This window comes from Pelagovum pacificum, from assembly GCF_016134045.1.
Classification (GTDB): domain Bacteria; phylum Pseudomonadota; class Alphaproteobacteria; order Rhodobacterales; family Rhodobacteraceae; genus Oceanicola; species Oceanicola pacificus_A.
Genome location: NZ_CP065915.1, coordinates 1,948,896 through 1,970,358, shown reverse-complemented (window position 1 = coordinate 1,970,358; position 21,463 = coordinate 1,948,896). Strand labels below are relative to the sequence as shown.

Below are 21,463 nucleotides of genomic sequence, written 5' to 3'. Positions count from 1 at the left end.
GATGGTCATCAGGGGACATCACGTGCTGCTCGGCATGACCGGCGCCTTCGGCATCATCATCGCGGTCAACGTCACCATGGCGACGCAGGCGGTGCGGACCTTCCCGGGGCTCGAGACCCACAATTCCTACGTCGCGAGCCAGGAATTCGACGAGGCGCGCGCGGCGCAGGAGGCGCTCGGCTGGGAGGTCACCGCCCACGAACATGACGGAGAGCTCGTCCTGTCGATCACCGACGCCGACGGCCCGGTTCAGCCCGCCACGCTCAGCGGCATCTTCGGCCGCTCCACCAGCGTCCGCGACGACCAGGTGCCGGACTTCACCTTCGACGGGGCCGTCTTCCGTGCCCCGGTCGAGGCGTCGGGCGGCAACTGGAACCTGCGGCTTGAGGCGGAGGCCGAGGACGGCACGCCCTTCCAGCAACGTATCATCGTGATCGTCGACTGATGGCCCTCGTCGAACATGTCGGCCCGGCCTCCTGCCCGGGCTGCCTCGCCATCCCGCGCGAGGGTGCGGAAGCGACCGGAACAGGCGGTGCGGTGCGTCACCTGTCGCTGCCCTCGATCCATTGCGCCTCCTGCATCTCCGGTGTCGAGGCGGGGCTTGCCGCCATGCCGGGTGTCGCGGGGGTACAGGTCAACCTGACCCGCAAGCGCGCGACGGTGCAGGTCGATCCCGGCATCACGGCAGAGGCGCTTGCCGCACGGCTCTCCGCACTTGGCTATGAAGCGCAGCCGCTCGACGGCGCGACGCTCTCCGCCGGGGAGGCCGACCGCACCGCGCGGGACCTTCTGATGCGGCTTGGCGTCGCCGGCTTTGCGATGATGAACGTGATGCTGCTGTCCGTCGCGGTCTGGTCCGGGGCCAGCGACGCCACGCGGGACCTGTTCCACTGGATCTCCGCCGCCATCGCACTGCCGACCATCAGCTTTTCGGCGCAGCCCTTCTTCCGCTCAGGCTTCGCAGCGATCCGGGCGGGGCGGCTGAACATGGACGTGCCGATTTCGCTCGCCATCCTTCTGGCCGCCGGCATGTCGCTGTTCGAGACGATCAACCACGGCAGCCACGCCTATTTCGACGCGGCGCTGTCGCTGACCTTCTTCCTGCTGGCGGGCCGGGTGCTCGACCAGAAGACGCGTGCCACCGCCCGGTCCGCCGCTGCCGAGCTCGCCGCGCTTGAAGCGCCGGTCGCGCTGCGCCTCGGGGCCGACGGGACCGAGACGGTGCGGACGGCCGACCTCGCCGTCGGGGACGTCGTCCTCGTCCGCCCCGGCGGCCGCGTGCCGGTCGACGGCATCGTGACCGAGGGCGAAAGCGACATCGACCGCGCGTTCCTCACCGGTGAGAGCGATCCGGTGACTGTCTCGAAAGGAGAGGCATTGCGGGCGGGCGAAGTGAACCTGACCGGGCCCCTCACCCTGCGGGCCACGGCAGTCGGGGAAGATACGCTCCTGCACGGCCTTGCCGATCTCGTCGCCGTCGCGGAACAGGCGCGCTCGCGCTACAACTCGCTCGCCGACCGGGCCGCGCGGATCTACGCGCCGGCCGTACACCTGCTGGCGCTCGCCGGGTTCGTGACGTGGCTCGGGATCAGCGGAGACTGGCGGCTGGCGATGAACATCGCCATCGCCCTGCTCATCATCACCTGTCCCTGTGCGCTCGGGCTGGCCGTGCCTGCGGTCTCCACCGTCGCGTCGGGCCGGCTGTTCCGGCGCGGGCTGCTGGTGAAGCACGCCACCGCGCTCGAACGGCTGGCAGAAGTCGACATGGTGGTCTTCGACAAGACCGGGACGCTGACCACGGGCCGCCCGAGGCTGTTGGATGGCGCCGATGCCGAAGCGCTCGCGCTCGCAGCGGCGCTTGGCGCGGCGTCCGATCACCCTAGGGCACGGGCCATTGCGCTCGCCGCGCGGGACGCCGGACTGCAGCTGCCCGCTATCGAACAGGTGACCGAAGTACCCGGCCACGGCGTCGAGGCGATGTGCGAGGGCAGGGTGGTCCGCCTCGGCCGCGCCGGATGGGCCGGTCCCGAGGGGACGGGGACCGTCCTGTCCGTTGACGGTCACCTGTCCGCGTCCTTCGCCTTCACAGAGGAGCTGCGCAGCGGCGCCGCCGATCTGATCGCTGCGCTTCGCTTGCGCGGTCTGCCGGTCTTGCTGCTGTCGGGCGACGCCGAGGCGCAGGTCCGCGCGATCGCCGGGGAGATTGGTCTCACGGATTGGCGCGCTGGCATGTTGCCGGGCGAGAAGGCTGCCGAAATCGGACGGCTGTCCGAAGAGGGCCGCAAGGTGCTGATGGTGGGCGACGGGCTCAACGACACGGGCGCGCTTGCGGCGGCGCATGTCTCGATGTCGCCGGCCTCCGCGCTGGAGGCGGCGCGCGTCGCGGCGGACGTGGTCATCACCGCGCCGGGACTGCAAACGGTTGCCGAAGCGCTCGGTGTCGCGCGCAGCGCCCGGCGGCGTATCCTGGAGAACTTCGGGATCGCATTGATGTACAACGCGGTGGCGGTGCCGGTCGCGTTCCTCGGGCTCGCCACGCCGCTTTCGGCGGCCATCGCGATGTCGGCCTCGTCGATCATGGTTTCGCTCAACGCGCTGAGGACCCGCTGATGGAGGTGCTTGTTCTGTTGATCCCGGTGTCGCTCGGGCTCGGGCTGCTGGGGCTCGGGGCGTTCTGGTGGACGCTGCGCAACCGGCAGTACGACGACCCGGACGGCGACGCGCACCGCATCCTGCGCGACGATTACGACGACCAGCCCAAGGGCTAACTTTCGGCGATGTCGAGTGCGGCGGACAGCGTCTGACCGAGCGTGGCGAGCGCGATGACCTCCTCGCGCGACGTCAGGGCCTTGCGGACCCGCAGGCTCATCCCGAAGGTGCCACGCAGGACGATCGGCTGCTGAACCTCGTTCACCCCATCGCGCGCGGCGAGGAGGTCCGGATTGCCGATCAGCGGGTCGAGCGCCTGCGTCGCCTCGGGCGTCGCCATCAGCGTTCCCCTGTCGGTGCCGTGCGTCTCCACCGTTTCGAGCCGGGGCACGTCGGACGCGGCTTCGGTCCCGAGCCCCATAAGCAACTTGCCGAGCATGGAGCCCACGACAGAGCCAAGCATCCCCTCCGCCATCCGCGCGGTTTGAGCCGGCAGCGCTGGCCCAAGAACGGCGAGACCGGCGGGCAAGGCATGCCGGCCGGTCTCGAACGTCGTGTATCGCGCGCCGGAGCCACGTTCGCCCCGTGCGCCTCTCACGATGGTCAGGCGCCAGTCGCCGGAGGGGTCGCCGATCTCCGTCCGGGCGGCCTTTCCACCGGTTGCAGGGGTGTGGCGGTAGGTCCAGTTCCGCTCCACCGCGGCGGCCTTCAGCGCCTCGCGCTGCCGGCCACCCTTGCGGATCGCGGTGAAGATCAGAAGGTTACCGGCGAGCGCGGCAACGACCAGCACGATGATCGTGAGCGTCGTCTCCATCGCCGCCGGCCCCCGGATCAGGCGTTGGTTTCGCGGATCTTTTCGGCGGCGTCCTTGGAGTAGGCCACGCCCTTGGTGTCGAACAGCTGGTCGAGTTCGCCCGACAGCGTCATCTCGGTGATGATATCGCAACCGCCGACGAACTCACCCTTAACGTAGAGCTGCGGGATGGTCGGCCAGTCGGAGTAGTCCTTGATGCCCTGACGGATACCGTCATCGGCGAGGACGTTCACATCCTGGTACTCGACGCCGATGTAGTTGAGCACACCCGCGACGCGGCTCGAGAAGCCGCACTGCGGCATCGTCTTCGTGCCCTTCATGAAAAGAACGACGTCGTTGCTCGTCACGGTGTCGCGGATCTGGTCTTCGGCGGTGGTGGTCATGCTGCTCCCTCCTGGGGTGGGAATTGGATCATCTGTCCCGACGACAGATAGAGGTGTGGGCGGCAGGAATCCAGTGGGGGCGGCCGGTGTGATATCGGGCGGCCCGAGGCGCAGCATAAGTACCTGGAATTTTCGGCAATCAGGCCGGGCAGGGTAACGATTTCTCAACGGCCCGGCGTGTTATCAATTTTTCGGCGAAAAATTGGGGTGACGGGGAGTACCGACTTTCGGGATAGAGTCATCGCGCAGAACGTTCGCCAGCGGGCGACCGGCGAGCCCGCTGCGTAGCGACCTGGGTAGCATTCCATACATACCCCTGTGCTCGTTGCACCGAGCGTTAACCTTAACGTGGGTATCAATTTTTCGGCGAAAAATTGGTGGTTTAGGAGAAGTACGGGGACTCGCGGTCAAGGAAAACCCACATTCGACCGACTACACCAGTCGGCCGGTCCGCTTACTCCGGCACCCTCGTGGTCAGCGCCAGCGCATGCAGTTCGCCGTTTGCGCCGTCCATCTTGCCCTTCAGCGCCGCGTAGACCGCGCGCTGCTGCTGCACCCGGTTCTGGCCGCGAAAGCTCTCGTCCACGACCTCGGCCGAGAAATGCGCGCCATCGTCGCCCTCGACGGTGACGCGGGCGTCCGGAAATGCTTCCCGGATCAGGTCTTCGATTTCATGTGCAGTGATGGCCATGGCAACCGTCCTCTTCTGTCAGAAAGCTATTCAGGCGATGCGCACCCTTCAAGGGAAAGCGCCCGTGATCACCCGAAGATCGCCTCGAAACTCGTCCGGTAGAGCGCGGTCAGTTCGTCCAACGGTGCGGACGAGGGGCCGATCTTCACGTTCTGCCCGGTGAAGCGCCCGACCGACGTCAGGGTCACGCCGGCCCGCGACGCGTCCAGCATCAGCGCTTCCGCCGCGTCGAAATTGCAGGCGATCAGGTAGCGGCCCTGGTCTTCGCCGAACAGCGTCGGCGTGTCCGCGACATCCAGCGACAGCCCAACCTGTCCGGCTTCGGCCATTTCGAACGCGGCGAGCGCAAGGCCGCCGTCGGCAATGTCCGTGCAGGCCCGGATCGAGTCGCGGTTGGCGAGGATGAACTCGCCGTTCCGCCGCTCGAGGTCGAGGTCGACGGTCGGCGCGTCACCGTCTTCGCGGCCGAAGACTTCGGCCAGCAGCGCGGACTGGCCGAGGTGGCCGGTCGTCTCGCCAAGCATCAGCAGCACATGCCCGTCGCGCGCAGTTCCGGTGATCGCCGCGTCAAGGTCGTCGATCAGGCCGACGCCGCCGATGGTCGGCGTGGGCAGGATGCCGACGCCGTCCGTCTCGTTGTAGAGGCTGACGTTCCCGGAGACGATCGGCATATCGAGCGCCTCGCACGCCGCGCCGATCCCTTCGATCGCTCCGACGAACTGGCCCATGATCTCGGGCTTCTCGGGGTTGCCGAAATTCAGGTTGTCGGTAGAGGCCAAGGGCCGCGCCCCGACCGAAACGAGGTTGCGGAAGGCTTCGGCCACGGCCTGCTTGCCGCCCTCGACCGGGTTCGCCTTGACGTAGCGGGGCGTGACGTCGCTGGTGAAGGCGAGCGCCTTGGTCGTGCCATGCACTCGCACGATCCCCGCGCCGAGACCGGGCGCACGCACCGTGTCGGCCATGACCATGTGATCGTACTGCTCGTAGACCCATGATTTCGCGGTGTAGTTGGGCGAGGCGAGCAGCGCCTTCAGCCCGTCGACCGGGTCGATGCCCGGCACGTCGGCCAGTTGTTCGGCCGCCGGGGTGGCGACCCACGGGCGGTCGTATTCCGGCGCGTTGCCCGACAACGCCTTGAGCGGCATGTCGGCCTTCACTTCGCCATTGTGCACGATCAGGAAGCGGTCTTCCGCGATCGTCTCGCCGACGATGGCGAAGTCGAGGTCCCACTTGTCGAACACCGCCTTGGCCTCGGCCTCCTTCTCGGGGCGCAGCACCATGAGCATCCGCTCCTGGCTTTCCGACAGCATCATCTCGTAGGCGGTCATGTTCTCTTCGCGCACCGGCACCCGCTCGAGGTCCAGCCGCACGCCGAGGTTGCCCTTGTCGCCCATCTCGACCGCCGAGCAGGTGAGGCCCGCGGCCCCCATGTCCTGGATCGAGATCACGGCCCCGGTCTGCATCAGCTCGAGGCAGGCCTCCATCAGGCGCTTCTCGGTGAAGGGGTCGCCGACCTGCACGGTGGGGCGCTTGTCCTCGATCGTGTCGTCGAACTCTGCGGAGGCCATCGTCGCGCCGCCGACACCGTCCCGGCCGGTCTTGGCGCCGAGGTAAACCACCGGCATCCCGACGCCGGAGGCGGCGGAGTAGAAAATCGCGTCCGCGTCGGCCAGGCCAGCCGCGAAGGCGTTCACCAGGCAGTTGCCGTTGTAGGCGGCGTGAAAGCGCACTTCGCCCCCGATGGTCGGCACGCCGAAGCAATTGCCGTAGCCGCCGACACCTTCCACGACCCCATGCACCAGTTGCCGGGTCTTGGGATGGCCGGGCTCCCCGAAGGACAGCGCGTTCATCGCCGCGATCGGCCGGGCGCCCATGGTGAAGACGTCCCGCAGGATGCCGCCCACACCCGTCGCCGCGCCCTGGTAGGGTTCGATGTAGGAGGGGTGGTTGTGACTCTCCATCTTGAAGACCACGGCCTGCCCGTCACCGATGTCGACGACGCCCGCGTTCTCACCGGGGCCGCAGATCACCTGCGGGCCACTGGTCGGCAGGGTGCGCAGCCATTTCTTGGAGGACTTGTAGGAGCAATGCTCGTTCCACATCGCCGAGAAGATGCCGAGCTCCGTGAACGTCGGTTCCCGGTCGAGGATGCGCAGGATCTCCGAATATTCATCGGGCTTTATGCCGTGCGCGGCGATCAGCTCTTCGGTGATGGCAGGCTCTTGCATCGACGGTCCCCCTTCGGATCGGCGCCTCTCTAGCGCAGGACCGGGTCGGGGGGAAGCGGCTGCCCTCTCAAGTCCGCAGAAGCGTGCCCTCCATGATCCGGACGGCACGCCCGCCGACCCGGATCGCGCCGTCATCGGCCACGGAAACGGTTATCGCCGAGGGCCGCCCCATGTCCTCGCCCTGCCTCATCTCATAGTCGCCCGGACCGAACAGCGCGCCAAGTGCGGCGGCCGCCGAGCCGGTCGCCGGATCCTCGGGAATGTTGTCGAGCGGTGCGAACATGCGCACGTCGACGGTGCCACCGCTCCGCACATAGGCCGCGAGCGCGAAGTCGAGCGCACCGGGATAAGCCGCCGCCCCGCGCCGGAACGCGGCGATGTCAGTATCTATGGCGGCCAGCGCCGCCCGGTCGGTCAGCGCCACCATCACGAAGTCGAGCCCGACACCGCCCATGACCGGCTGGCCGGCGATCCTGTCGACCGGCAGGCCGAGACAGGCCGCGATCTCGTCCGGCGTCGGGTGCGCGATGACGCGGAGCGGGACGCGGGTTTCGAAGACCGCGTGCCCGTCGGACACGGTCACGGGGATGGGGCCGATGCCGAGTTCGAACACCATGTCGCCAGCGTGCCCGTCGTCGGCGAGCGCGATCGCCGTGCCGATGGTCGGGTGCCCGGCAAACGGCACTTCCATCGTGGGCGTAAAGATCCGGACCTTCGCGGTATGGGACGGATCCTCCGCCGGCAGCACGAACGTCGTCTCGGAATAATTGAACTCCCGCGCGATCCGCTGCATCGCCTCGGTCGACAGCCCCTCGGCCTCCAGGACGACGGCCAGCGGATTGCCTCCGAAGGCCTCGGCAGTGAACACGTCGTAAGTGAGGTATCTGGTCATCGGCGTGGCTTCCGGCTGGTCCGTTCGTCCGGGCGCCTGTGGCGACGCCAGAAGAGCGGCGTGTCGAGGGAAAGACGGGGCAGGGGTGTTGTCCGCACGATCAGTAGAGCTCCGGCTCCCGGCCGACCCGCGTGGCGAGTTTCGCCACGGTGAGCCCCTGCACGATGATGGAGAAGACGACGACCACGTAGGTCGCGGTCAGGATCACCGGCTTCCACTCGCTGTCGGGCAGCGACAGGGCGAGCGCGACGGAGATCCCGCCCTTCAGCCCGCCCCACGTCATGATCCGCACGACTCCGTCGGAGAAGGACCGGAACGGCCGCAGCAGCATCACGGGGACGAACACGGCCGAGAAGCGCCCGACGAGGTGCAACAGGATGGCGAGGCCGCCCGCGATCAGGAAGCTGCGGTCGAAGGCGATGGCGAAGACCTCGAACCCGATCATCAGGAACAGCACCGCGTTCAGCACTTCGTCGATCAGCGTCCAGAAATGGTCGACGTAGCGGCGCGTCGTCTCCGACATGCCATACTTGGTGCCGACCTCGCCGATCAGCAGGCCCGCGCAGACCGCCATGATCGGCGCGGAGACATGCAGCGCGACGGCAAGTTCGTAGCCGCCGAAGGCAAGCGCGAGCGTGATGAGCACCTCGAGCGCGTAATCGTCGATCCGCCGCATCACCCGGAAAGTCAGCCAGCCCAGCACGAGGCCGAGCAGCGCGCCACCGAACGCCTCCTGCAGGAAAAGCAGCGCGGCACCGGTCACGACGTCGCCCTCGGCATGATGGCCGGCCGACGGGAAGGCAAGCCCGACGAGGATCAGGAAGACGACGTAGCCGACGCCATCGTTGAACAGGCTCTCGCCGGCGATCTTGGTCTCGAGCGACTTCTGAAGCTCCGCCTGCCGCAGCACGCCGAGGACGGCAACCGGATCGGTGGGCGAGATCAACGCCCCGAAGACCAGCGCGACGAGGAGCGGCATCCCCGTGATCCAGGAGAAACCGAAGCCGACGATCGCAGTCGAGAGCGCGATCCCGATGGTCGCCATCAGCACGACCGGCACCCACTCCGCCTTCAGGTTCTCGAGCTTCACGTGCAGTGCCCCGGCGAACAGCAGGAAGCCGAGCATCCCCTCGAGCAGCGCGTCCGAGAACTCGATGTCCAGTACCTCCGCCCGGATCGTCTCCGCTACCGTCAGCGAAGGGATAATGGCGTCCGACACCAGCACGGTAAGCGACGCGAACAGCGCGACGACGAGGATGCCGATGGCCGAAGGAAGGCGCAGGAAGAAGTAGTTGATCGTCCCGAAGACCGCGGCGAGGACGATAAGAAGCGAGGCGATCTGAAGCAGGGTCATCGGCGTCCGTCTGATATGGCGGTATCAAGCGCTAGCACGCCCACCGGCGCGCCGCCAACGCGGCAGTCGCAGCCAGGTGCCGCCCAGCAGCCGGATTGTTGCCCCAGTGCCGATCTTGAACCGCGCGAGCCCCGGCGACGTCTCGGTATCGACCGTGCCGAGGTCCAGTGTCGTCACGCCCAGCGCCTTCAGGTGACCGATGGCGGACCAGAGCATCAAACGGTGCGCTTCGCTGGCGCGCGCCTCCGGACAGGCGAGGCCGAGGAGATAGGTCGCCGTATCGCCGTGCCGGACGAAGATCATCCCCGCGCCGGCCGCCCTGACGGACAGGACCGCGTCACGATCCTCGGCCGCAAGCGCCGGGATCAGCGCAGAGGGCAGGGCGCGGTAGCCTCTCGCCCGGCGCTGCCGCGCTTCGGCATGAAGCAGGGTCATGTCTCTGTCGTCGAAGGCGCGGAGCGTCGGCGCCGTCCCCGCCCGCTCCGCGACGACCAGCCGGTTGCGCCACTTGGCGTTGAGGCCGGCGCGGATCGTGCTCAAGGGTCGCGACAGGTCCAGCTCCGCGACATATGCTGGCGTCATGATCTGCGCGTATCCCGCCCCGGCAAGCGATACCGCGTCGTCGGGCCTCTCCGCGTTCACCAGCAGGACCGGCGGCGGCGGTCCGGCGTGGCGCGTGGTCAGCGACACCGGCACGCCGCAAATCCTGCGCCGAAGCACGAGGACACCGTCCTCGATCTCCGCATCGCCACCGAGCCGCCGGACCGCGCCCGCGAACAGGGGATGTTGCTGCAGCGCTGCCATCCCCACCGTTAAGCCCGCGTAAACCTAACACGGCGTTAATGGTGGGAGATGAAAACAGTCCTTGGCATCCACGCGCCGCAGGTGCGTCTTACAAGACTCGGGGCCGCGATGATCGCCATGCTGATCGCCTTGCCGACCGGCCTGGCAGTTGCGCTGATCGCCGCTCTGGTCACACCCCATTAAGGTTAACGCGCCCGCGACAGGCACAAGGCCAACCTTCGGCGCGCAGCCCGCTCTCTCATCTGGCCACAAATACTCCCGCCGACGTCACAGCCGGGCAATGCCCGCCGATACGGCGCCGATCCTCGTCGGCCAGGTCGCGCAATCCGCGTGACCGGCCGCTTCAGCCGAGTTGCACCAGCGCGTGACGCTTCTTGCCCGCCGACAGCTTGATCGGCGCCGACAACGCGGCCGCGTCGATCATCAGGCCGGCGTCGGTGAGCGGTTCATCGTCGATCCGTGCGCCGTTGTCCGCGATCAGCCGTTTGGCTTCCTTGCCGGAGCCGGCGAGACCGGAGCGCACGATCAGTTGCACGATCGAGATACCGTCGCCGACATCGGCCGCCGACAGGGTCAGGGTCGGCAGATCGTCCCCGACGCCGCCCTTCTCGAAGACCTCGCGGGCGGTCGCCTCGGCGGCGGCAGCCGCGTCGGCCCCGTGCAGCAGCGTCGTGACCTCGTTGGCGAGGATGATCTTCGCCTCGTTGATCTCCGAGCCAGCCAGCGCGCCGAGCCGGTCGCATTCCTCGACCGGCAGCTCGGTGTAGAGCTTGAGGAACCGGCCCGTGTCGGCGTCCGTCGTGTTCCGCCAGAACTGCCAGAACTCGTAAGGCGACAGCATGTCGCCGTTCAGCCAGATCGCGCCGCCCTGGCTCTTGCCCATCTTGCGCCCGTCGGACGTGGTCAGCAGCGGCGTCGTCAGGCCGTAGATCTCGGCATCCAGCACCCGGCGGGTCAGGTCGATCCCGTTGACGATGTTCCCCCACTGGTCCGACCCGCCCATCTGCAGCAGGCAGCCATAGCGGCGGTTCAGCTCGAGGAAGTCGTAGGCCTGCAGGATCATGTAGTTGAACTCGAGGAAGCTCAGCGACTGCTCCCGGTCGAGCCGTGACTTCACCGATTCAAACGACAGCATCCGGTTCACCGAGAAGTGCCGGCCGATGTCGCGCAGGAATTCGAGGTAGTTCAGACCGTCGAGCCACTCGGCGTTGTTCAGCATCAGCGCCTTGCCCTCGCCGTACTCGAGGTAGCTCGACAGCACGCCCTTCATGGCGGCGATGTTGTCGTCGATCTGGTCAGGGGTCAGCAGCGGGCGTTCGTCGGCGCGGAAGGAGGGGTCGCCCACCTTCGTCGTGCCGCCGCCCATCAGCGTGATCGGCTGGTGGCCGCATTTCTGGAACCAGCGCAGCAGCATGACATTCAGCAGGTGACCGACATGCAGCGACTTCGCCGTCGCGTCATAGCCGATGTAGGCGGTGACGCTCCCCTTCGACAAAGCCTCGTCGAGGCCCTGGTAGTCGGTGCAGTCCTGAAGAAAGCCGCGCTCCATGATCGTCGCCATGAAGTCGGACTTCGGATGGTAGGTCATCGCTCTTGTTCCCGTCTCGCGTGCGCGGCACTCTATAGGGCGAGGCAGGGCAGAGGAAAAGCGGATGTTGAAGACGGGGCCGGTGCGGGCGCTCGGGGCGATGTCGGGCACCTCGCTCGACGGGGTTGATGCGGCGGTGCTGGTCACCGACGGACACGAGATTTTCGAGTTCGGAGAGACCGCCTATCGTCCTTATTCGCCGACCGACCGGATGATCCTGCGGGGTGCGCTCGGCCGCTGGCCGGGGGACCCCGGCGTTGCCGCCGCCGCAGAGATCGTGGAAGAGGCGCACATGGCCTGCCTCGAGGGGATCGAGGCTGAGCTGATCGGCTTCCACGGCCAGACGCTGGCCCATGATCCCGCCGGGCGCGGCACGCACCAGGCGGGCGACGGACAGGTGCTCGCCGACTACCTCGGCCTGCCGGTGGTCTGGGATTTCCGCTCCGCCGACGTGAGGCTAGGCGGGCAGGGGGCGCCGTTGGCCCCCTTCTATCACTTCGCGCTCGCCCGCCACATCGGTGCGACGGAGCCGGTCGCGTTCCTCAATCTCGGCGGCGTCGGCAACCTGACATGGATCGACCCGACGAAGCCGAAGCCGGACGCCGACGGCGCGCTGCTCGCCTTTGACACCGGCCCCGCGAACGCGCCGATGGACGATTTCTGCGCGGCGAGGCTCGGCCGGGACCGGGACGAGGGCGGCGCACTCGCGCGGCGCGGCACCGTCGATGAAGCCGTGCTCGACCGGTTCACGTCACAGGCGTTCTTCTACCGGATGCCGCCGAAGTCGCTCGACCGGAACGATTTCGACTGGCTGACGGAGGCCGTCGCGGACCTGTCGGATGCCGACGCGCTCGCCACGCTGGCAGGTTGCGCCGCGGCGGGGGTGGTGACCGGGCTCGACCATTGCCCGTCCCCGCCCGAGCGTCTTCTCGTCACCGGCGGCGGGCGGCACAACGCGACCCTGATGCGGATGATCGCCGCCGGGGCGGATTGCCCGGTGGAGCCGGTGGAAGCGGTCGGGCTTGATGGCGACATGATGGAGGCGCAGGCCTTCGCCTTCCTCGCTGTGCGTGTGGCGCGCGGTCTACCGACCAGCGCGCCGGGCACCACCGGCGTCGCGGCAGCCGTCGGCGGCGGCTCGATGGGGCGCCCGGCGACGGCTTCAAGGGCCTCGACGGCAGGCTGACCCGATGACGCAGGGTGCAAGCGGAAACCTGCGCAACCCCCGATCACTGCACGGCAATTTGAAGCCCAGACGGAACTTCTGCACATCTGTCCAATTGAAAGTGTACGGCACCGGAACGTTATGAAGGTGCACAGACGGCGCTTACGAGCAGCTCGACGCGTCGCATCAAAAAACGGACAGGAGAATTCCGATGAAGACTATCGCCCTCGCCACGCTTGCAGCATTCGCCGCCGCTCCGGCCTTTGCCGCCGGTCTGGACGACCCCGCGCCGATGGCGCCGCCCGCAGCGCCCGCACCGGCCCCGATGATGATGAGCTCCGACTGGAGCGGCTTCTACGGTGGTGCATCGCTCGGCTACGGCCGTGTCGAATCCGACGCGCTGGCCGACGACACCAATGGCGCGGTCTACGGCCTTCACGGTGGCTACATGCATGACTTCGGCAGCATCGTCGCCGGTGGCGAGATCGACTACCAGGCCACCAACATCGAGGACGACACGACCGGCGTCGAGCTCGACAGCGTCAGCCGCGCGAAACTGCGCCTTGGCTATGATGCCGGCAACTTCCTGCCCTACGTGACCGGTGGCTGGGCCTATGCCGAGACCTCCGGCACGCTCGAGGCTGAGGATTCCGGTTCGTTCGCCGGTATCGGCATCGACTACAAGGTGACCGATGGGATCATGGTCGGCGGCGAAGTGCTGCAGCACCAGTTCGACGACTTCGACGATTCCGGCATCGACGTGGATGCGACGACCGCCAGCGCGCGCGTGTCCTTCCAGTTCTGATCGCAGATTGACGAGACCACGGTGCGGCCCGCCCTCGCGGCGGACCGTGACCACCGGGGACCGCAGATCACCCCCCATCCCCAGGGTCCTCGGAAACGGGCGGCGGCTTCCTCAGGCGGAGCCGTCGCTCTCTTTCGTGTCCGGGTCAGGGGGCGTGGTTGCGGGGGCCGGCACCTGTGTCGGCTCCTCGATCGTCTCCGCCGGTTCGTCCGGGGAAGCAGGCGAGACATCCGGTTCGGCCATGACGTCCGGAATGACGACCTGGTCCTTCCGTTCGATCAGCGCGTCGACTTCGGACCCCGAGGCCGCCCGCCCAAGCGAGACGAAACGGCCCCGCTCAAGCATGTCTGTGGCGATGTCCATGGCCGAGCGCTGAAACGCGCGCGCCAGGGCAGAACCGAGCGACAGGCGCGCCACACCGGCGTCGGCGAAATCCTCCATCGACTGGGTCGTGAAGTGTCCCGCGACGAGCGCGTTCACCGGGGCGGTAACGCTATCACAGATCAGCCGCAGGTCATCCATCGTGCCGGGCATCGGCACGTAGAGGCAATCCGCGCCCGCTGCCTCGAACAGCTTGAGGCGCTTGATCGCCTCCTGCACGCCGTAGCTGCCCCTCAGCACACCGTCCGCCCGTGCGGTCAGCACGAAGTCCCGGTCCAGCCCGCGCGCCGCGTCGACCGCCGCGCGGATACGCTCCGCTGCGAGGTCGCGCGGATAGGCCTCCGACCCGGGCAGGTCCGTATCCTCGATGCAGATGCCCGCGAGGCCCGCCTCCGCGGCGAGGCGCACGACGTCGGCCATCGCCTCCGGCTCCTTGGCGAAGCCGTTCTCGAAGTCGCCCTGCACCGGCAGCGCCACGGACGCCGCGATCAGCGCCGCATGATCGAGCGCCTCCTGCAACGTGAGCGTGCCGCCGTCGGTCCGCCCCAAAGTGTAGGCATGGGCCGCGGACGACGTGGCAAGGGCTTGAATGCCAAGGGATTCCAGCAATCGCGCGGTGCCGGCGTCCCAGACATTCGCCATGACGAAAGGTGCGCCTTTCCGATGCAGGGCCCGGAACGTGGCGCCAGGGTCGTTGGCCATGTCGGAACTCTCCTCCCGGTGAAGCGGCCGCTGTCGGTCAACCCTAGGTGAGCGGTGCCGCTCGTGGCAAGCGCCGTGGTCCTCCCTTACGCATGGTTGCCCGAGAAGGGCCGCGTCGGGCGGTCGAAGATCCGCTTGCCGAGCAGCGACGCCGTGAGGTCCACCATGAGCGAGGCGGTGCGCCCGCGCTCGTCGAGGAACGGGTTCAGCTCCACCAGATCGAGAGAGGACAACAGTCCGCTATCGTGCACCAGTTCGAGAACGAGGTGCGCCTCGCGGAAAGTCGCGCCACCGGGCACCGTGGTTCCGACCGCCGGAGCGACGGCCGGGTCGAGGAAATCGACGTCGAGCGAGACATGCAGCAGGCCGTTCTCCGCCTCCACCCGTTCGAGGAAGGTGCGCAGCGGTGCGACGATGCCTTCCTCGTCGATGGTGCGCATGTCGACCAGCGTCGCGTCGGTCTTCGACAGGGCCTCGCGCTCCGGCGGGTCGACCGATCGCAGGCCGATCATGCAGATGTTGGCCGGATCGACCGTCGCCTCCAGCGGAGGGAACCCGTCGAACCCCTCGCGGCCGGTGAAGTAGCCGACCGGCGTGCCGTGAAGGTTACCGCTTTCCGTCGTATCGGGCGTGTGAAAATCGCTGTGCGCGTCGAGCCAGAGCACGAACAATGGCCGGTCCTGAGACTTGGCGTGCGCCGCCATGCCCGACACCGACCCGGCGGCCAGCGCGTGATCGCCGCCGAGGAAGACAGGTACGCCTTCTCTCGCGGCCGCCTGCGCAGTGGTCGCAAGCGTCTTTGTCCAGCCCACCGTCTCGGCCAGCGAATGAACCGCCGGGTTGCGGTGCGGCTGCACCTCGACGATCTCTGGGTTAAGGTTGCCGAGGTCGCTGACCTCGTAGCCGAGCGCCGTCGCTGCCTGGGCGAGGCCGGCGACGCGATAGGCGTCGGGGCCCATGCGGCAGCCCTGGTTGCGCTTGCCGCAATCCACCGGGGCGCCGATCAGAATGATGTGCTTGTCCATGATACCGGACAATAGGCCGCTCTCGCTCCGGCGAAAGCCCGCAATTCAGTGGCGCGCGGAACTCTGCGACGCGTGGACGGCTGCGGTGAACCAGATCGCGGCGAAGATCAGCGAGAACACGGCGTTCCAGCTCGGCATCGACAGGCCCAGCATCTGCCAGCTCACCTGGTCGCACATGACGAGATGCGGCGCGCTGTCCGAGCCGGGCAGCAGCGACGTCGGGTCCGACGCGTCGAGGCCGCTTCCGGTGCAGCTCGCCGGGCCTTCCCACCAGTCACGCTCGACCCCGGTGTGGAAGATGCCGATGCCCGCCGTCGTCAGCGCCGCCAGCCCGCCCAGCGCGGCGAGGATGCGCGACGGCAGAAGCAGCGCGACGAGGCCGATGCCGATCGCCACGACATGCGGCCAGCGTTGCCACAGGCACATCGCACAGGGCGCATAGCCGAGCGCCTGGAAGATGAAGGCGCCCCCCAGGAGCGCAGCCGAGCCAAGCGCGGCGAGGGACGTCAGAAGTCGCGTGGTCATAGGTAAGCAATCGCTGCAAAGCCACCGATCAGCAACACACAGAACAGTGTGAAGACAAGCGCAAGCCGGCGGTCGATGAAGTCGCGGATCGGCTCTCCGAATTTCCAGAGAAGCGCGGCCACGATAAAGAAGCGGAGCGCCCGCGCGAACAGGGCGGACAGCAGGAACACGACGAGGTTGAGGGACGTCATGCCCGAGACGATCGTGATGATCTTGAACGGGAACGGCGTGACCCCGGCGACCACGACGGCCCAGGCGCCGTATTCGTTGAACCAGTCGCGCATGTGGGCGACGTCATCCGTCGCACCGTAGAAGTCGATGATCGGCTGGGCGACCGCCTCGTTCAGGCCGAAGCCGATCCAGTAGCCGGCCAGACCGCCGACGACCGAGGACACGGTGGCGAGCGCGGCATACATGAACGCGCGCGAGGGCCGGGCGATGATCATCGGGATCAGCAGCACATCGGGCGGGATCGGAAAGAAAGAGCTCTCGGCGAAGGCAACAAGCGCCAGCGCCCAGAGGGCATAGCGCGTGTCGGCAAGCCGCATGGTCCAGTCGTAAAGACGTCTGATCATAAGTTCGGGAGCCTGCCTGCCGTTTCAGGCGTTAGGCCATGCAGGGACCGTGCCGTCAAGCGCTCCGGTCCGCCCATTGGATGGAGAGTGACATGAAGTGGCGTGGACGGCGCGGCAGCCGCAACATCGTGGATCGCAGGGGGCGCAGTGGCGGCATGGCCGGCGGCGCGGGCATCGGCGGGGCAGGGCTCATCGTGATCGTCCTCGTCGGCTGGATACTCGGCGTCGACCTCACGCCGCTCCTCGGTCAGCTCGACGGCAGCGACATCGCCAGTGGGGGCGAGATCACGCAGGCCGACGAGGATGCCGCCGATTTCGTCTCTGTCACGCTCGCCGATACCGAGGATGTCTGGAACACGATCTTCCGGGATCAGCTCGGGACCAACTACGAACCGGCGACCCTCGTGCTCTTCAAGGGGCGCACCAGTTCCGCCTGCGGTGGGGCGAGCGCGGCCACCGGCCCGTTCTACTGTCCCACCGACCAGCGGATCTACCTCGACACCGACTTCTTCGTGACACTGGAGCGTCGGCTCGGCGCGGGCGGCGACTTTGCCGCCGCCTACGTCGTCGCCCACGAAGTCGCCCACCACGTTCAGGACGAGCTCGGCATCCTCGGCGAGGCGAACAACATCCGCCGCCGGGTCGGCGAGGCGGAAAGCAACGCGATCTCCGTCCGGATCGAACTCCAGGCCGATTGCTACGCCGGGGTCTGGGCCGCCCATGCGGAGGACATGTTCGGCAGCCTGGAGGCCGGCGACATCGACGAGGCGATGAATGCCGCGCGCCAGATCGGCGACGACATGCTGCAGCGCCAGTCCGGCGGCGTCGTCGTCCCCGACAGTTTCACCCACGGCACGTCGGAGCAGCGTCAACGCTGGTTCCGGACCGGCTACGAGACCGCCCGGATGCGCAGTTGCGACACCTTCGGGTCCAATGCCCTCTAGCCTTCGTTGACGACGCCGGTGCCCGGCGCTACGGAGACACGCGCAAGGCCGGTGTGGCGGAATGGTAGACGCAGGGGATTCAAAATCCCCCGACCGCAAGGTCATGTCGGTTCGAGTCCGACCACCGGTACCAAGTTCTCTGCAAAAGCGACGGACGGCGACTGCTGCACGACGGTTCGACCGACTGAGTTCGGCTGCCCCAATCCCGCCCGAATGGCGGCAGAGGGTGTCTGGCTGCTTTCCGCCACATTTCAAGGGCCTGATTCGTCGAGATTCGCCTAGTTGCTGCCGCGATTCGACTCATCCGGGCCGCTTGCGACATTCAATTCACGCCGAGATGCGAAATTGATGCCGGTACGTGAACGGTGCCCCTGGGGCAGTTGCGGCGCAAATGTGGCAAAATTGGGCGCGACCTTCGGAACCACATTGTTTCCGTTTTGCGAACCAAAGCTCGAGCAAGGGTCGACAGGCGGCTAGACTGCCGCAACTTTCGGTTGCCACTGCAGCTGGATTGACCGGAGATCCGCGACAATTCCTCAGTAATCCGCGGAGTCGGTCCCGGATCATGTCCACTGATTGTTCACGAACGGGGGCAGGGGCGCTTGCCGCAGTCATCCATGTTCCACCGGTCAGGGCCAAAGTAGGACAAGGTTTCGTCAAACTTTTCCTTTGTCCCTACGCTGCATCTGCATAGAACGAGGGTGCCCTACTGGGGGGTGATGTTTCGGCCATGGGGGTGGCCGCGCCTGGTCTGCGTCAGCAGAGCTGCCTAGCATCTCATCAAGACGTCGCTTTTGCGACCTCGATGCGGGTGCCTGTCTGCTGACAAGAGCTTCGTCGTGGTTACCCAACGGCCTTTCATGATCTCGGGGTCAATCCATTCGCCGCAGACGCGGCAAGGCGCGCAGCGAACGGCGGCCGAGTGCGGGAGACGATGAAATGACGTTTTACTTCTGGAAAATGTGGGGCTGCGTCGATGACAAGCACCACGACAGCTACGACGATACCTCGGTGACGCCGGACGGGTCGGATGTGATCGGCCTGTGGCAGTTCTCGGACGGTGCGACGAAGACCGACACGGGTATCGGCGACGGCATCCGCCAGAACGGTGACTTCGAGAACGGAGCTGGCGCCCACGGCGGCTACCTCAAGACCGACGGCTACAACGATTATTTCTCGGTCGAGAGCAACGCCACGACCGACGCGCCGTTCGACCTCGACTCCGGCACCGTCTCCGTCGAGTTCACCCAGGATTGCCACGTCGGCTCCAGCCCGGACACGATCGTCTCGCGCGGTGAATACTGCGACAAGGACAAGGACGGCTACTTCGAGATCAGCGTCACCAAGGAAGGTGCCGTGCAGGCCTACCACTATGCCAACGGCAAGATGGTGCACCTGAAGACCGAGGACGGCTTCTTCGACGAAAAGGACGACATCGCGGTCGCTTACTCTTGGGACAAGGACGAAGGCGCGATGCTCAAGGTCGTCAACAAGACCGACGGCACCGAAGCGAACCTGACGTCCGAGACCAAGGGCCTCGACTTCGACATCACCGACAACGACGACGAGAGCTTCACCTTCGGCGCGCGTGAATCCGACGACGGCCAGTACGACCGCTTCTTCGACGGCAAGATCGACTACGTCGAAGTCCGCAAGTCGGTCATGCCTGACATGAAGCCCGACGGGACCGTCTTCGGCACCGACGGCGACGATGTCATCGACGACACCTACGTCGACACCGACGGCGACATGATCGATTCGGGCGACGCCATCATCCCCGGCCACGCACCGAACGACGACCTCGTCGTCGCGGGTGACGGCAACGACGTGGTCTATGCCGGCGAAGGCGACGACACGATCTACGGCGGCCCCGGTGACGACACGATCAACGGCGGCGACGGCAACGACATCATCTACGGGGACAAGGACCTCGGCGGCACCGAGACGGTGCGCGAGAGCTTCGAGTGGGACAAGCTGCCCGACCCGGACGATGGCGGCAAGATCGACGAAGGCGACAGGATCCTCAACGTCACCCAGAACACGGGCAGCGTGAACGTCTCCTTCGAGAAGACCTACGCCAGCAGCTACAAGATCGACCACGATTACACCGACGTTAATCAGAACATCGGCGGCATCGACGGCGGGTCCGAGACGGTCGACAGCACCAGCGGCTTCCAGTCCGACCTGTCCGACACGAGCTACGGCAAGGCCAGCTACAAGATGGGCTTCGACAAGCCGGTCGATGACGTGCATTTCCGCGTCAACGACATCGACGGCTCGGGCAAGGTCATCATCAAGGCCTACGACGCCTCGGGCAATGCGGTTCCGGTGTCCTTCACCTATGGTGACGGCCTCAAGGCTGTCGGCAGCGACGGTGTCGAGACGAAGTACCAGAACAGCTACGGCGACGAGGATTCCTCGAAATTCTCCACGCTGGTGAACATCGCCGGCCCGGTCTCCAAGATCACGATCGAGCACAGCGAAGGCTACTACAACTCGGCCGTGACCATCACGGACGTCTACTTTGACGTCCCGGGTGAAGCGGCGGTCGACGGTGCGGGCGACGACGTCCTGTTCGGCGACAACGGCGACGACGAAATCTACGGCGGCGCCGGCAACGACACCCTCGACGGTGGCGACGGCAACGACGAGATGTACGGCGGCGACGGCGACGACCGGATCATCGGCGGCGCGGGCAACGACATCGCCTACGGCGGTGACGGCAATGACATCATGGACGATGTCGAAGGCGAGTCCGACGACAACCCCGGCGAAGACAGCTACTACGGTGGCTCCGGCGACGACGAGATCTGGACCGGCTGGGGCGACGACTACATCGAGGGCGGCATCGGCAACGACACGCTCGGCGGTGAAGACGGCGACGACGAGATGTACGGCGGCGAAGGCGACGACACGCTGCGCGGTGGCTCGGGCAACGACATGATGTTCGGTGGCGACGGCAACGATCGCTTCTCCGACGGCAACGGCGACGACGTGGCCTACGGTGGCGACGGCGAAGATGTCTTCTATGCCGGTCGTGGCAACGACACGCTCTACGGCGGCATGGACTCCGACACCTTCTTCGGCGGCAACGGCGGCGACGAGATCTACGGCGGCGACGGTCCGGACACGGACGGCGACGGCGTGGGCGATGAGACCGACACGCTCGACCTCACCGGCGGCGGCTGGAAAGACGGTGAATTCAAGATCACCTACACCTCCGCCGATCGCGAAGATGGCTTCGTCACCTACTCCGACGGCAGCACGCTGACCTTCGAGGAGATCGAGAACATCATGCCGTGCTTCACGCCCGGAACCACCATCGCGACCCCGCGGGGCGAGATGCTGGTCGAGGACCTGCGCGAAGGCGACCGGATCATCACCCGGGACAACGGCATCCAGGAAATCCGCTGGATCGGTCACAAGAAGATGGCCGGTGCCGACCTCGTCAAGAACCCGCACCTGAAGCCCGTCCTCATCAAGGCAGGCTCCCTCGGTGCCGGTCTTCCCGAGCGCGACATGCTGGTCAGCCCGAACCACCGCGTTCTGGTCGCCAACGACAAGACGCAGCTCTACTTCGAAGAGCGCGAAGTCCTGGCCTCGGCCAAGCACCTTGTCGGCGCCCAGGGGATCCACCGGATCGACGTGATGGCCACGACCTACATCCACTTCATGTTCGATCAGCACGAAGTGGTCCTGTCGAACGGTTCGTGGACCGAAAGCTTCCAGCCGGGCGATCACAGCCTGAAGGGCATCGGCAACAGCCAGCGCCAGGAAATCTTCGAGCTCTTCCCGGAGCTGCGCGACCGCGAGGGTCTGGAGAACTACACTTCCGCCCGCAAGTCGCTGAAGAAGCACGAGGCACGCCTGCTGGCGGAGTGATCCGCCAGGGCAACAGCAATGCAGCCTGACCCGGGGTAGCGCCTTCAGCGCACTCC

20 protein-coding genes and 1 tRNA gene are annotated in these 21,463 nt (G+C 66.8%); 9 read left to right on the top strand and 12 right to left on the bottom strand.

The genetic code is table 11. The features are described from left to right. Nucleotide 1: 1 nt before the first annotated feature. From I8N54_RS09700 to ccoS, 3 genes are read left to right on the top strand one after another with little or no spacing between them, the layout of a single operon-like run. The gene (locus I8N54_RS09700; protein ID WP_140192758.1) at nt 2-445 is read left to right on the top strand and encodes a FixH family protein; all 444 of its coding nucleotides are present in this window, start codon (nt 2-4) and stop codon (nt 443-445) included. After that, complete coding sequence (locus I8N54_RS09695) at nt 445-2,610, top strand: heavy metal translocating P-type ATPase (RefSeq protein WP_140192759.1); 2,166 nt, start codon at nt 445-447, stop codon at nt 2,608-2,610. Before I8N54_RS09700 ends, I8N54_RS09695 begins: the two co-directional genes overlap by 1 nt. Next, nucleotides 2,610-2,768 carry a cbb3-type cytochrome oxidase assembly protein CcoS gene (gene ccoS / locus I8N54_RS09690; protein WP_140192760.1) on the top strand — a complete coding sequence of 53 codons (159 nt, stop codon included), beginning with the start codon at nt 2,610-2,612 and terminating at the stop codon, nt 2,766-2,768. The genes I8N54_RS09695 and ccoS overlap by 1 nt, the downstream gene beginning before the upstream one ends. On the opposite strand, the gene I8N54_RS09685 is transcribed toward ccoS, so the two are convergent. The 7 genes from I8N54_RS09685 to I8N54_RS09655 all read right to left on the bottom strand — a co-directional run bounded on the left by I8N54_RS09685 (nt 2,765) and on the right by I8N54_RS09655 (nt 9,815). After that, complete coding sequence (locus I8N54_RS09685) at nt 2,765-3,463, bottom strand: hypothetical protein (protein ID WP_140192761.1); 699 nt, start codon at nt 3,461-3,463, stop codon at nt 2,765-2,767. The two genes, ccoS and I8N54_RS09685, sit on opposite strands and share 4 nt — an antisense overlap. A gap of 17 nt (nt 3,464-3,480) precedes the next feature. Continuing rightward, nucleotides 3,481-3,846, bottom strand: a complete 366-nt coding sequence (grxD, locus tag I8N54_RS09680) for a Grx4 family monothiol glutaredoxin (RefSeq protein WP_140192762.1) — start codon at nt 3,844-3,846, stop codon at nt 3,481-3,483. Between the two features lie 454 nt (nt 3,847-4,300). After that, nucleotides 4,301-4,537 (bottom strand): BolA family protein, encoded by a 237-nt coding sequence (locus tag I8N54_RS09675; protein WP_140192763.1) that lies wholly within the window; start codon nt 4,535-4,537, stop codon nt 4,301-4,303. Nucleotides 4,538-4,605: 68 nt separating this feature from the next. After that, entirely contained in the window at nt 4,606-6,765 is a 2,160-nt protein-coding gene (gene purL, locus I8N54_RS09670) for a phosphoribosylformylglycinamidine synthase subunit PurL (RefSeq protein WP_140192764.1), read from the bottom strand. A gap of 67 nt (nt 6,766-6,832) precedes the next feature. Further along, complete coding sequence (locus I8N54_RS09665) at nt 6,833-7,657, bottom strand: PhzF family phenazine biosynthesis protein (protein ID WP_140192765.1); 825 nt, start codon at nt 7,655-7,657, stop codon at nt 6,833-6,835. Between the two features lie 100 nt (nt 7,658-7,757). Next, entirely contained in the window at nt 7,758-9,011 is a 1,254-nt protein-coding gene (locus I8N54_RS09660) for a cation:proton antiporter (RefSeq protein ID WP_140192766.1), read from the bottom strand. Nucleotides 9,012-9,035: 24 nt separating this feature from the next. Next, nucleotides 9,036-9,815: a GNAT family N-acetyltransferase gene (locus tag I8N54_RS09655; protein ID WP_140192767.1), complete on the bottom strand. Its 780-nt coding sequence runs from the start codon at nt 9,813-9,815 to the stop codon at nt 9,036-9,038. Between the two features lie 48 nt (nt 9,816-9,863). Here I8N54_RS09655 and I8N54_RS20275 point away from each other — a divergent pair, with 48 nt between their 5' ends. Then, complete coding sequence (locus I8N54_RS20275; protein ID WP_269434052.1) at nt 9,864-9,998, top strand: hypothetical protein; 135 nt, start codon at nt 9,864-9,866, stop codon at nt 9,996-9,998. 160 nt (nt 9,999-10,158) lie between these two features. Here the strand turns inward: I8N54_RS20275 and tyrS are convergent, their stop codons facing one another. After that, the gene (gene tyrS, locus I8N54_RS09650; RefSeq protein ID WP_140192768.1) at nt 10,159-11,403 is read right to left on the bottom strand and encodes a tyrosine--tRNA ligase; all 1,245 of its coding nucleotides are present in this window, start codon (nt 11,401-11,403) and stop codon (nt 10,159-10,161) included. A gap of 64 nt (nt 11,404-11,467) precedes the next feature. On the opposite strand from tyrS, the gene I8N54_RS09645 reads away from it, so the two are divergent. Beyond that, nucleotides 11,468-12,589 carry an anhydro-N-acetylmuramic acid kinase gene (locus tag I8N54_RS09645; RefSeq protein ID WP_140192769.1) on the top strand — a complete coding sequence of 374 codons (1,122 nt, stop codon included), beginning with the start codon at nt 11,468-11,470 and terminating at the stop codon, nt 12,587-12,589. Nucleotides 12,590-12,779: 190 nt separating this feature from the next. Beyond that, the gene (locus I8N54_RS09640) at nt 12,780-13,373 is read left to right on the top strand and encodes an outer membrane protein (protein WP_140192770.1); all 594 of its coding nucleotides are present in this window, start codon (nt 12,780-12,782) and stop codon (nt 13,371-13,373) included. Nucleotides 13,374-13,484: 111 nt separating this feature from the next. Here I8N54_RS09640 and I8N54_RS09635 read toward each other — a convergent pair whose 3' ends face one another. From I8N54_RS09635 to I8N54_RS09620, 4 genes are all read right to left on the bottom strand, one after another. Next, a complete protein-coding gene (locus I8N54_RS09635; protein WP_140192771.1) occupies nt 13,485-14,456 on the bottom strand; it encodes an isocitrate lyase/PEP mutase family protein in 972 nt (323 codons plus the stop codon). A gap of 86 nt (nt 14,457-14,542) precedes the next feature. Continuing rightward, on the bottom strand, nt 14,543-15,481 hold the full coding sequence (rocF, locus tag I8N54_RS09630) for an arginase (RefSeq protein ID WP_140192772.1): 939 nt from the start codon (nt 15,479-15,481) through the stop codon (nt 14,543-14,545). Between the two features lie 45 nt (nt 15,482-15,526). Further along, a complete protein-coding gene (locus I8N54_RS09625) occupies nt 15,527-16,006 on the bottom strand; it encodes a disulfide bond formation protein B (protein WP_140192773.1) in 480 nt (159 codons plus the stop codon). Next, on the bottom strand, nt 16,003-16,581 hold the full coding sequence (locus I8N54_RS09620; protein ID WP_140192774.1) for a YqaA family protein: 579 nt from the start codon (nt 16,579-16,581) through the stop codon (nt 16,003-16,005). The genes I8N54_RS09625 and I8N54_RS09620 overlap by 4 nt, the downstream gene beginning before the upstream one ends. Before the next feature lie 92 nt (nt 16,582-16,673). Between I8N54_RS09620 and ypfJ the strand changes: the two genes are divergently transcribed. From ypfJ to I8N54_RS20270, 3 genes are all read left to right on the top strand, one after another. Continuing rightward, nucleotides 16,674-17,525: a KPN_02809 family neutral zinc metallopeptidase gene (gene ypfJ / locus I8N54_RS09615; RefSeq protein ID WP_140192775.1), complete on the top strand. Its 852-nt coding sequence runs from the start codon at nt 16,674-16,676 to the stop codon at nt 17,523-17,525. A 47-nt stretch (nt 17,526-17,572) separates the two neighbouring features. Beyond that, nucleotides 17,573-17,658: transfer RNA gene (locus tag I8N54_RS09610), tRNA-Leu, on the top strand. Nucleotides 17,659-18,464: 806 nt separating this feature from the next. After that, nucleotides 18,465-21,407 (top strand): Hint domain-containing protein, encoded by a 2,943-nt coding sequence (locus I8N54_RS20270; protein WP_197097435.1) that lies wholly within the window; start codon nt 18,465-18,467, stop codon nt 21,405-21,407. Nucleotides 21,408-21,463 lie beyond the last annotated feature (56 nt).

What these genes read in the sequence shown, in the direction of transcription:
- I8N54_RS20275 (WP_269434052.1), top strand. Translation starts at nt 9,864, where the DNA reads ATGAAAACAGTCCTTGGCATCCACGCGCCGCAGGTGCGTCTTACAAGA.
- I8N54_RS20270 (WP_197097435.1), top strand. Translation starts at nt 18,465, where the DNA reads ATGACGTTTTACTTCTGGAAAATGTGGGGCTGCGTCGATGACAAGCAC.
- tyrS (WP_140192768.1), bottom strand. Translation starts at nt 11,403, where the DNA reads ATGACCTACCATCCGAAGTCCGACTTCATGGCGACGATCATGGAGCGC.
- I8N54_RS09700 (WP_140192758.1), top strand. Translation starts at nt 2, where the DNA reads ATGGTCATCAGGGGACATCACGTGCTGCTCGGCATGACCGGCGCCTTC.
- I8N54_RS09620 (WP_140192774.1), bottom strand. Translation starts at nt 16,581, where the DNA reads ATGATCAGACGTCTTTACGACTGGACCATGCGGCTTGCCGACACGCGC.
- ccoS (WP_140192760.1), top strand. Translation starts at nt 2,610, where the DNA reads ATGGAGGTGCTTGTTCTGTTGATCCCGGTGTCGCTCGGGCTCGGGCTG.
- I8N54_RS09640 (WP_140192770.1), top strand. Translation starts at nt 12,780, where the DNA reads ATGAAGACTATCGCCCTCGCCACGCTTGCAGCATTCGCCGCCGCTCCG.
- ypfJ (WP_140192775.1), top strand. Translation starts at nt 16,674, where the DNA reads ATGAAGTGGCGTGGACGGCGCGGCAGCCGCAACATCGTGGATCGCAGG.
- I8N54_RS09635 (WP_140192771.1), bottom strand. Translation starts at nt 14,456, where the DNA reads ATGGCCAACGACCCTGGCGCCACGTTCCGGGCCCTGCATCGGAAAGGC.
- I8N54_RS09655 (WP_140192767.1), bottom strand. Translation starts at nt 9,815, where the DNA reads ATGGCAGCGCTGCAGCAACATCCCCTGTTCGCGGGCGCGGTCCGGCGG.
- I8N54_RS09695 (WP_140192759.1), top strand. Translation starts at nt 445, where the DNA reads ATGGCCCTCGTCGAACATGTCGGCCCGGCCTCCTGCCCGGGCTGCCTC.
- grxD (WP_140192762.1), bottom strand. Translation starts at nt 3,846, where the DNA reads ATGACCACCACCGCCGAAGACCAGATCCGCGACACCGTGACGAGCAAC.
- I8N54_RS09675 (WP_140192763.1), bottom strand. Translation starts at nt 4,537, where the DNA reads ATGGCCATCACTGCACATGAAATCGAAGACCTGATCCGGGAAGCATTT.
- rocF (WP_140192772.1), bottom strand. Translation starts at nt 15,481, where the DNA reads ATGGACAAGCACATCATTCTGATCGGCGCCCCGGTGGATTGCGGCAAG.
- I8N54_RS09685 (WP_140192761.1), bottom strand. Translation starts at nt 3,463, where the DNA reads ATGGAGACGACGCTCACGATCATCGTGCTGGTCGTTGCCGCGCTCGCC.
- I8N54_RS09645 (WP_140192769.1), top strand. Translation starts at nt 11,468, where the DNA reads ATGTTGAAGACGGGGCCGGTGCGGGCGCTCGGGGCGATGTCGGGCACC.
- I8N54_RS09625 (WP_140192773.1), bottom strand. Translation starts at nt 16,006, where the DNA reads ATGACCACGCGACTTCTGACGTCCCTCGCCGCGCTTGGCTCGGCTGCG.
- purL (WP_140192764.1), bottom strand. Translation starts at nt 6,765, where the DNA reads ATGCAAGAGCCTGCCATCACCGAAGAGCTGATCGCCGCGCACGGCATA.
- I8N54_RS09660 (WP_140192766.1), bottom strand. Translation starts at nt 9,011, where the DNA reads ATGACCCTGCTTCAGATCGCCTCGCTTCTTATCGTCCTCGCCGCGGTC.
- I8N54_RS09665 (WP_140192765.1), bottom strand. Translation starts at nt 7,657, where the DNA reads ATGACCAGATACCTCACTTACGACGTGTTCACTGCCGAGGCCTTCGGA.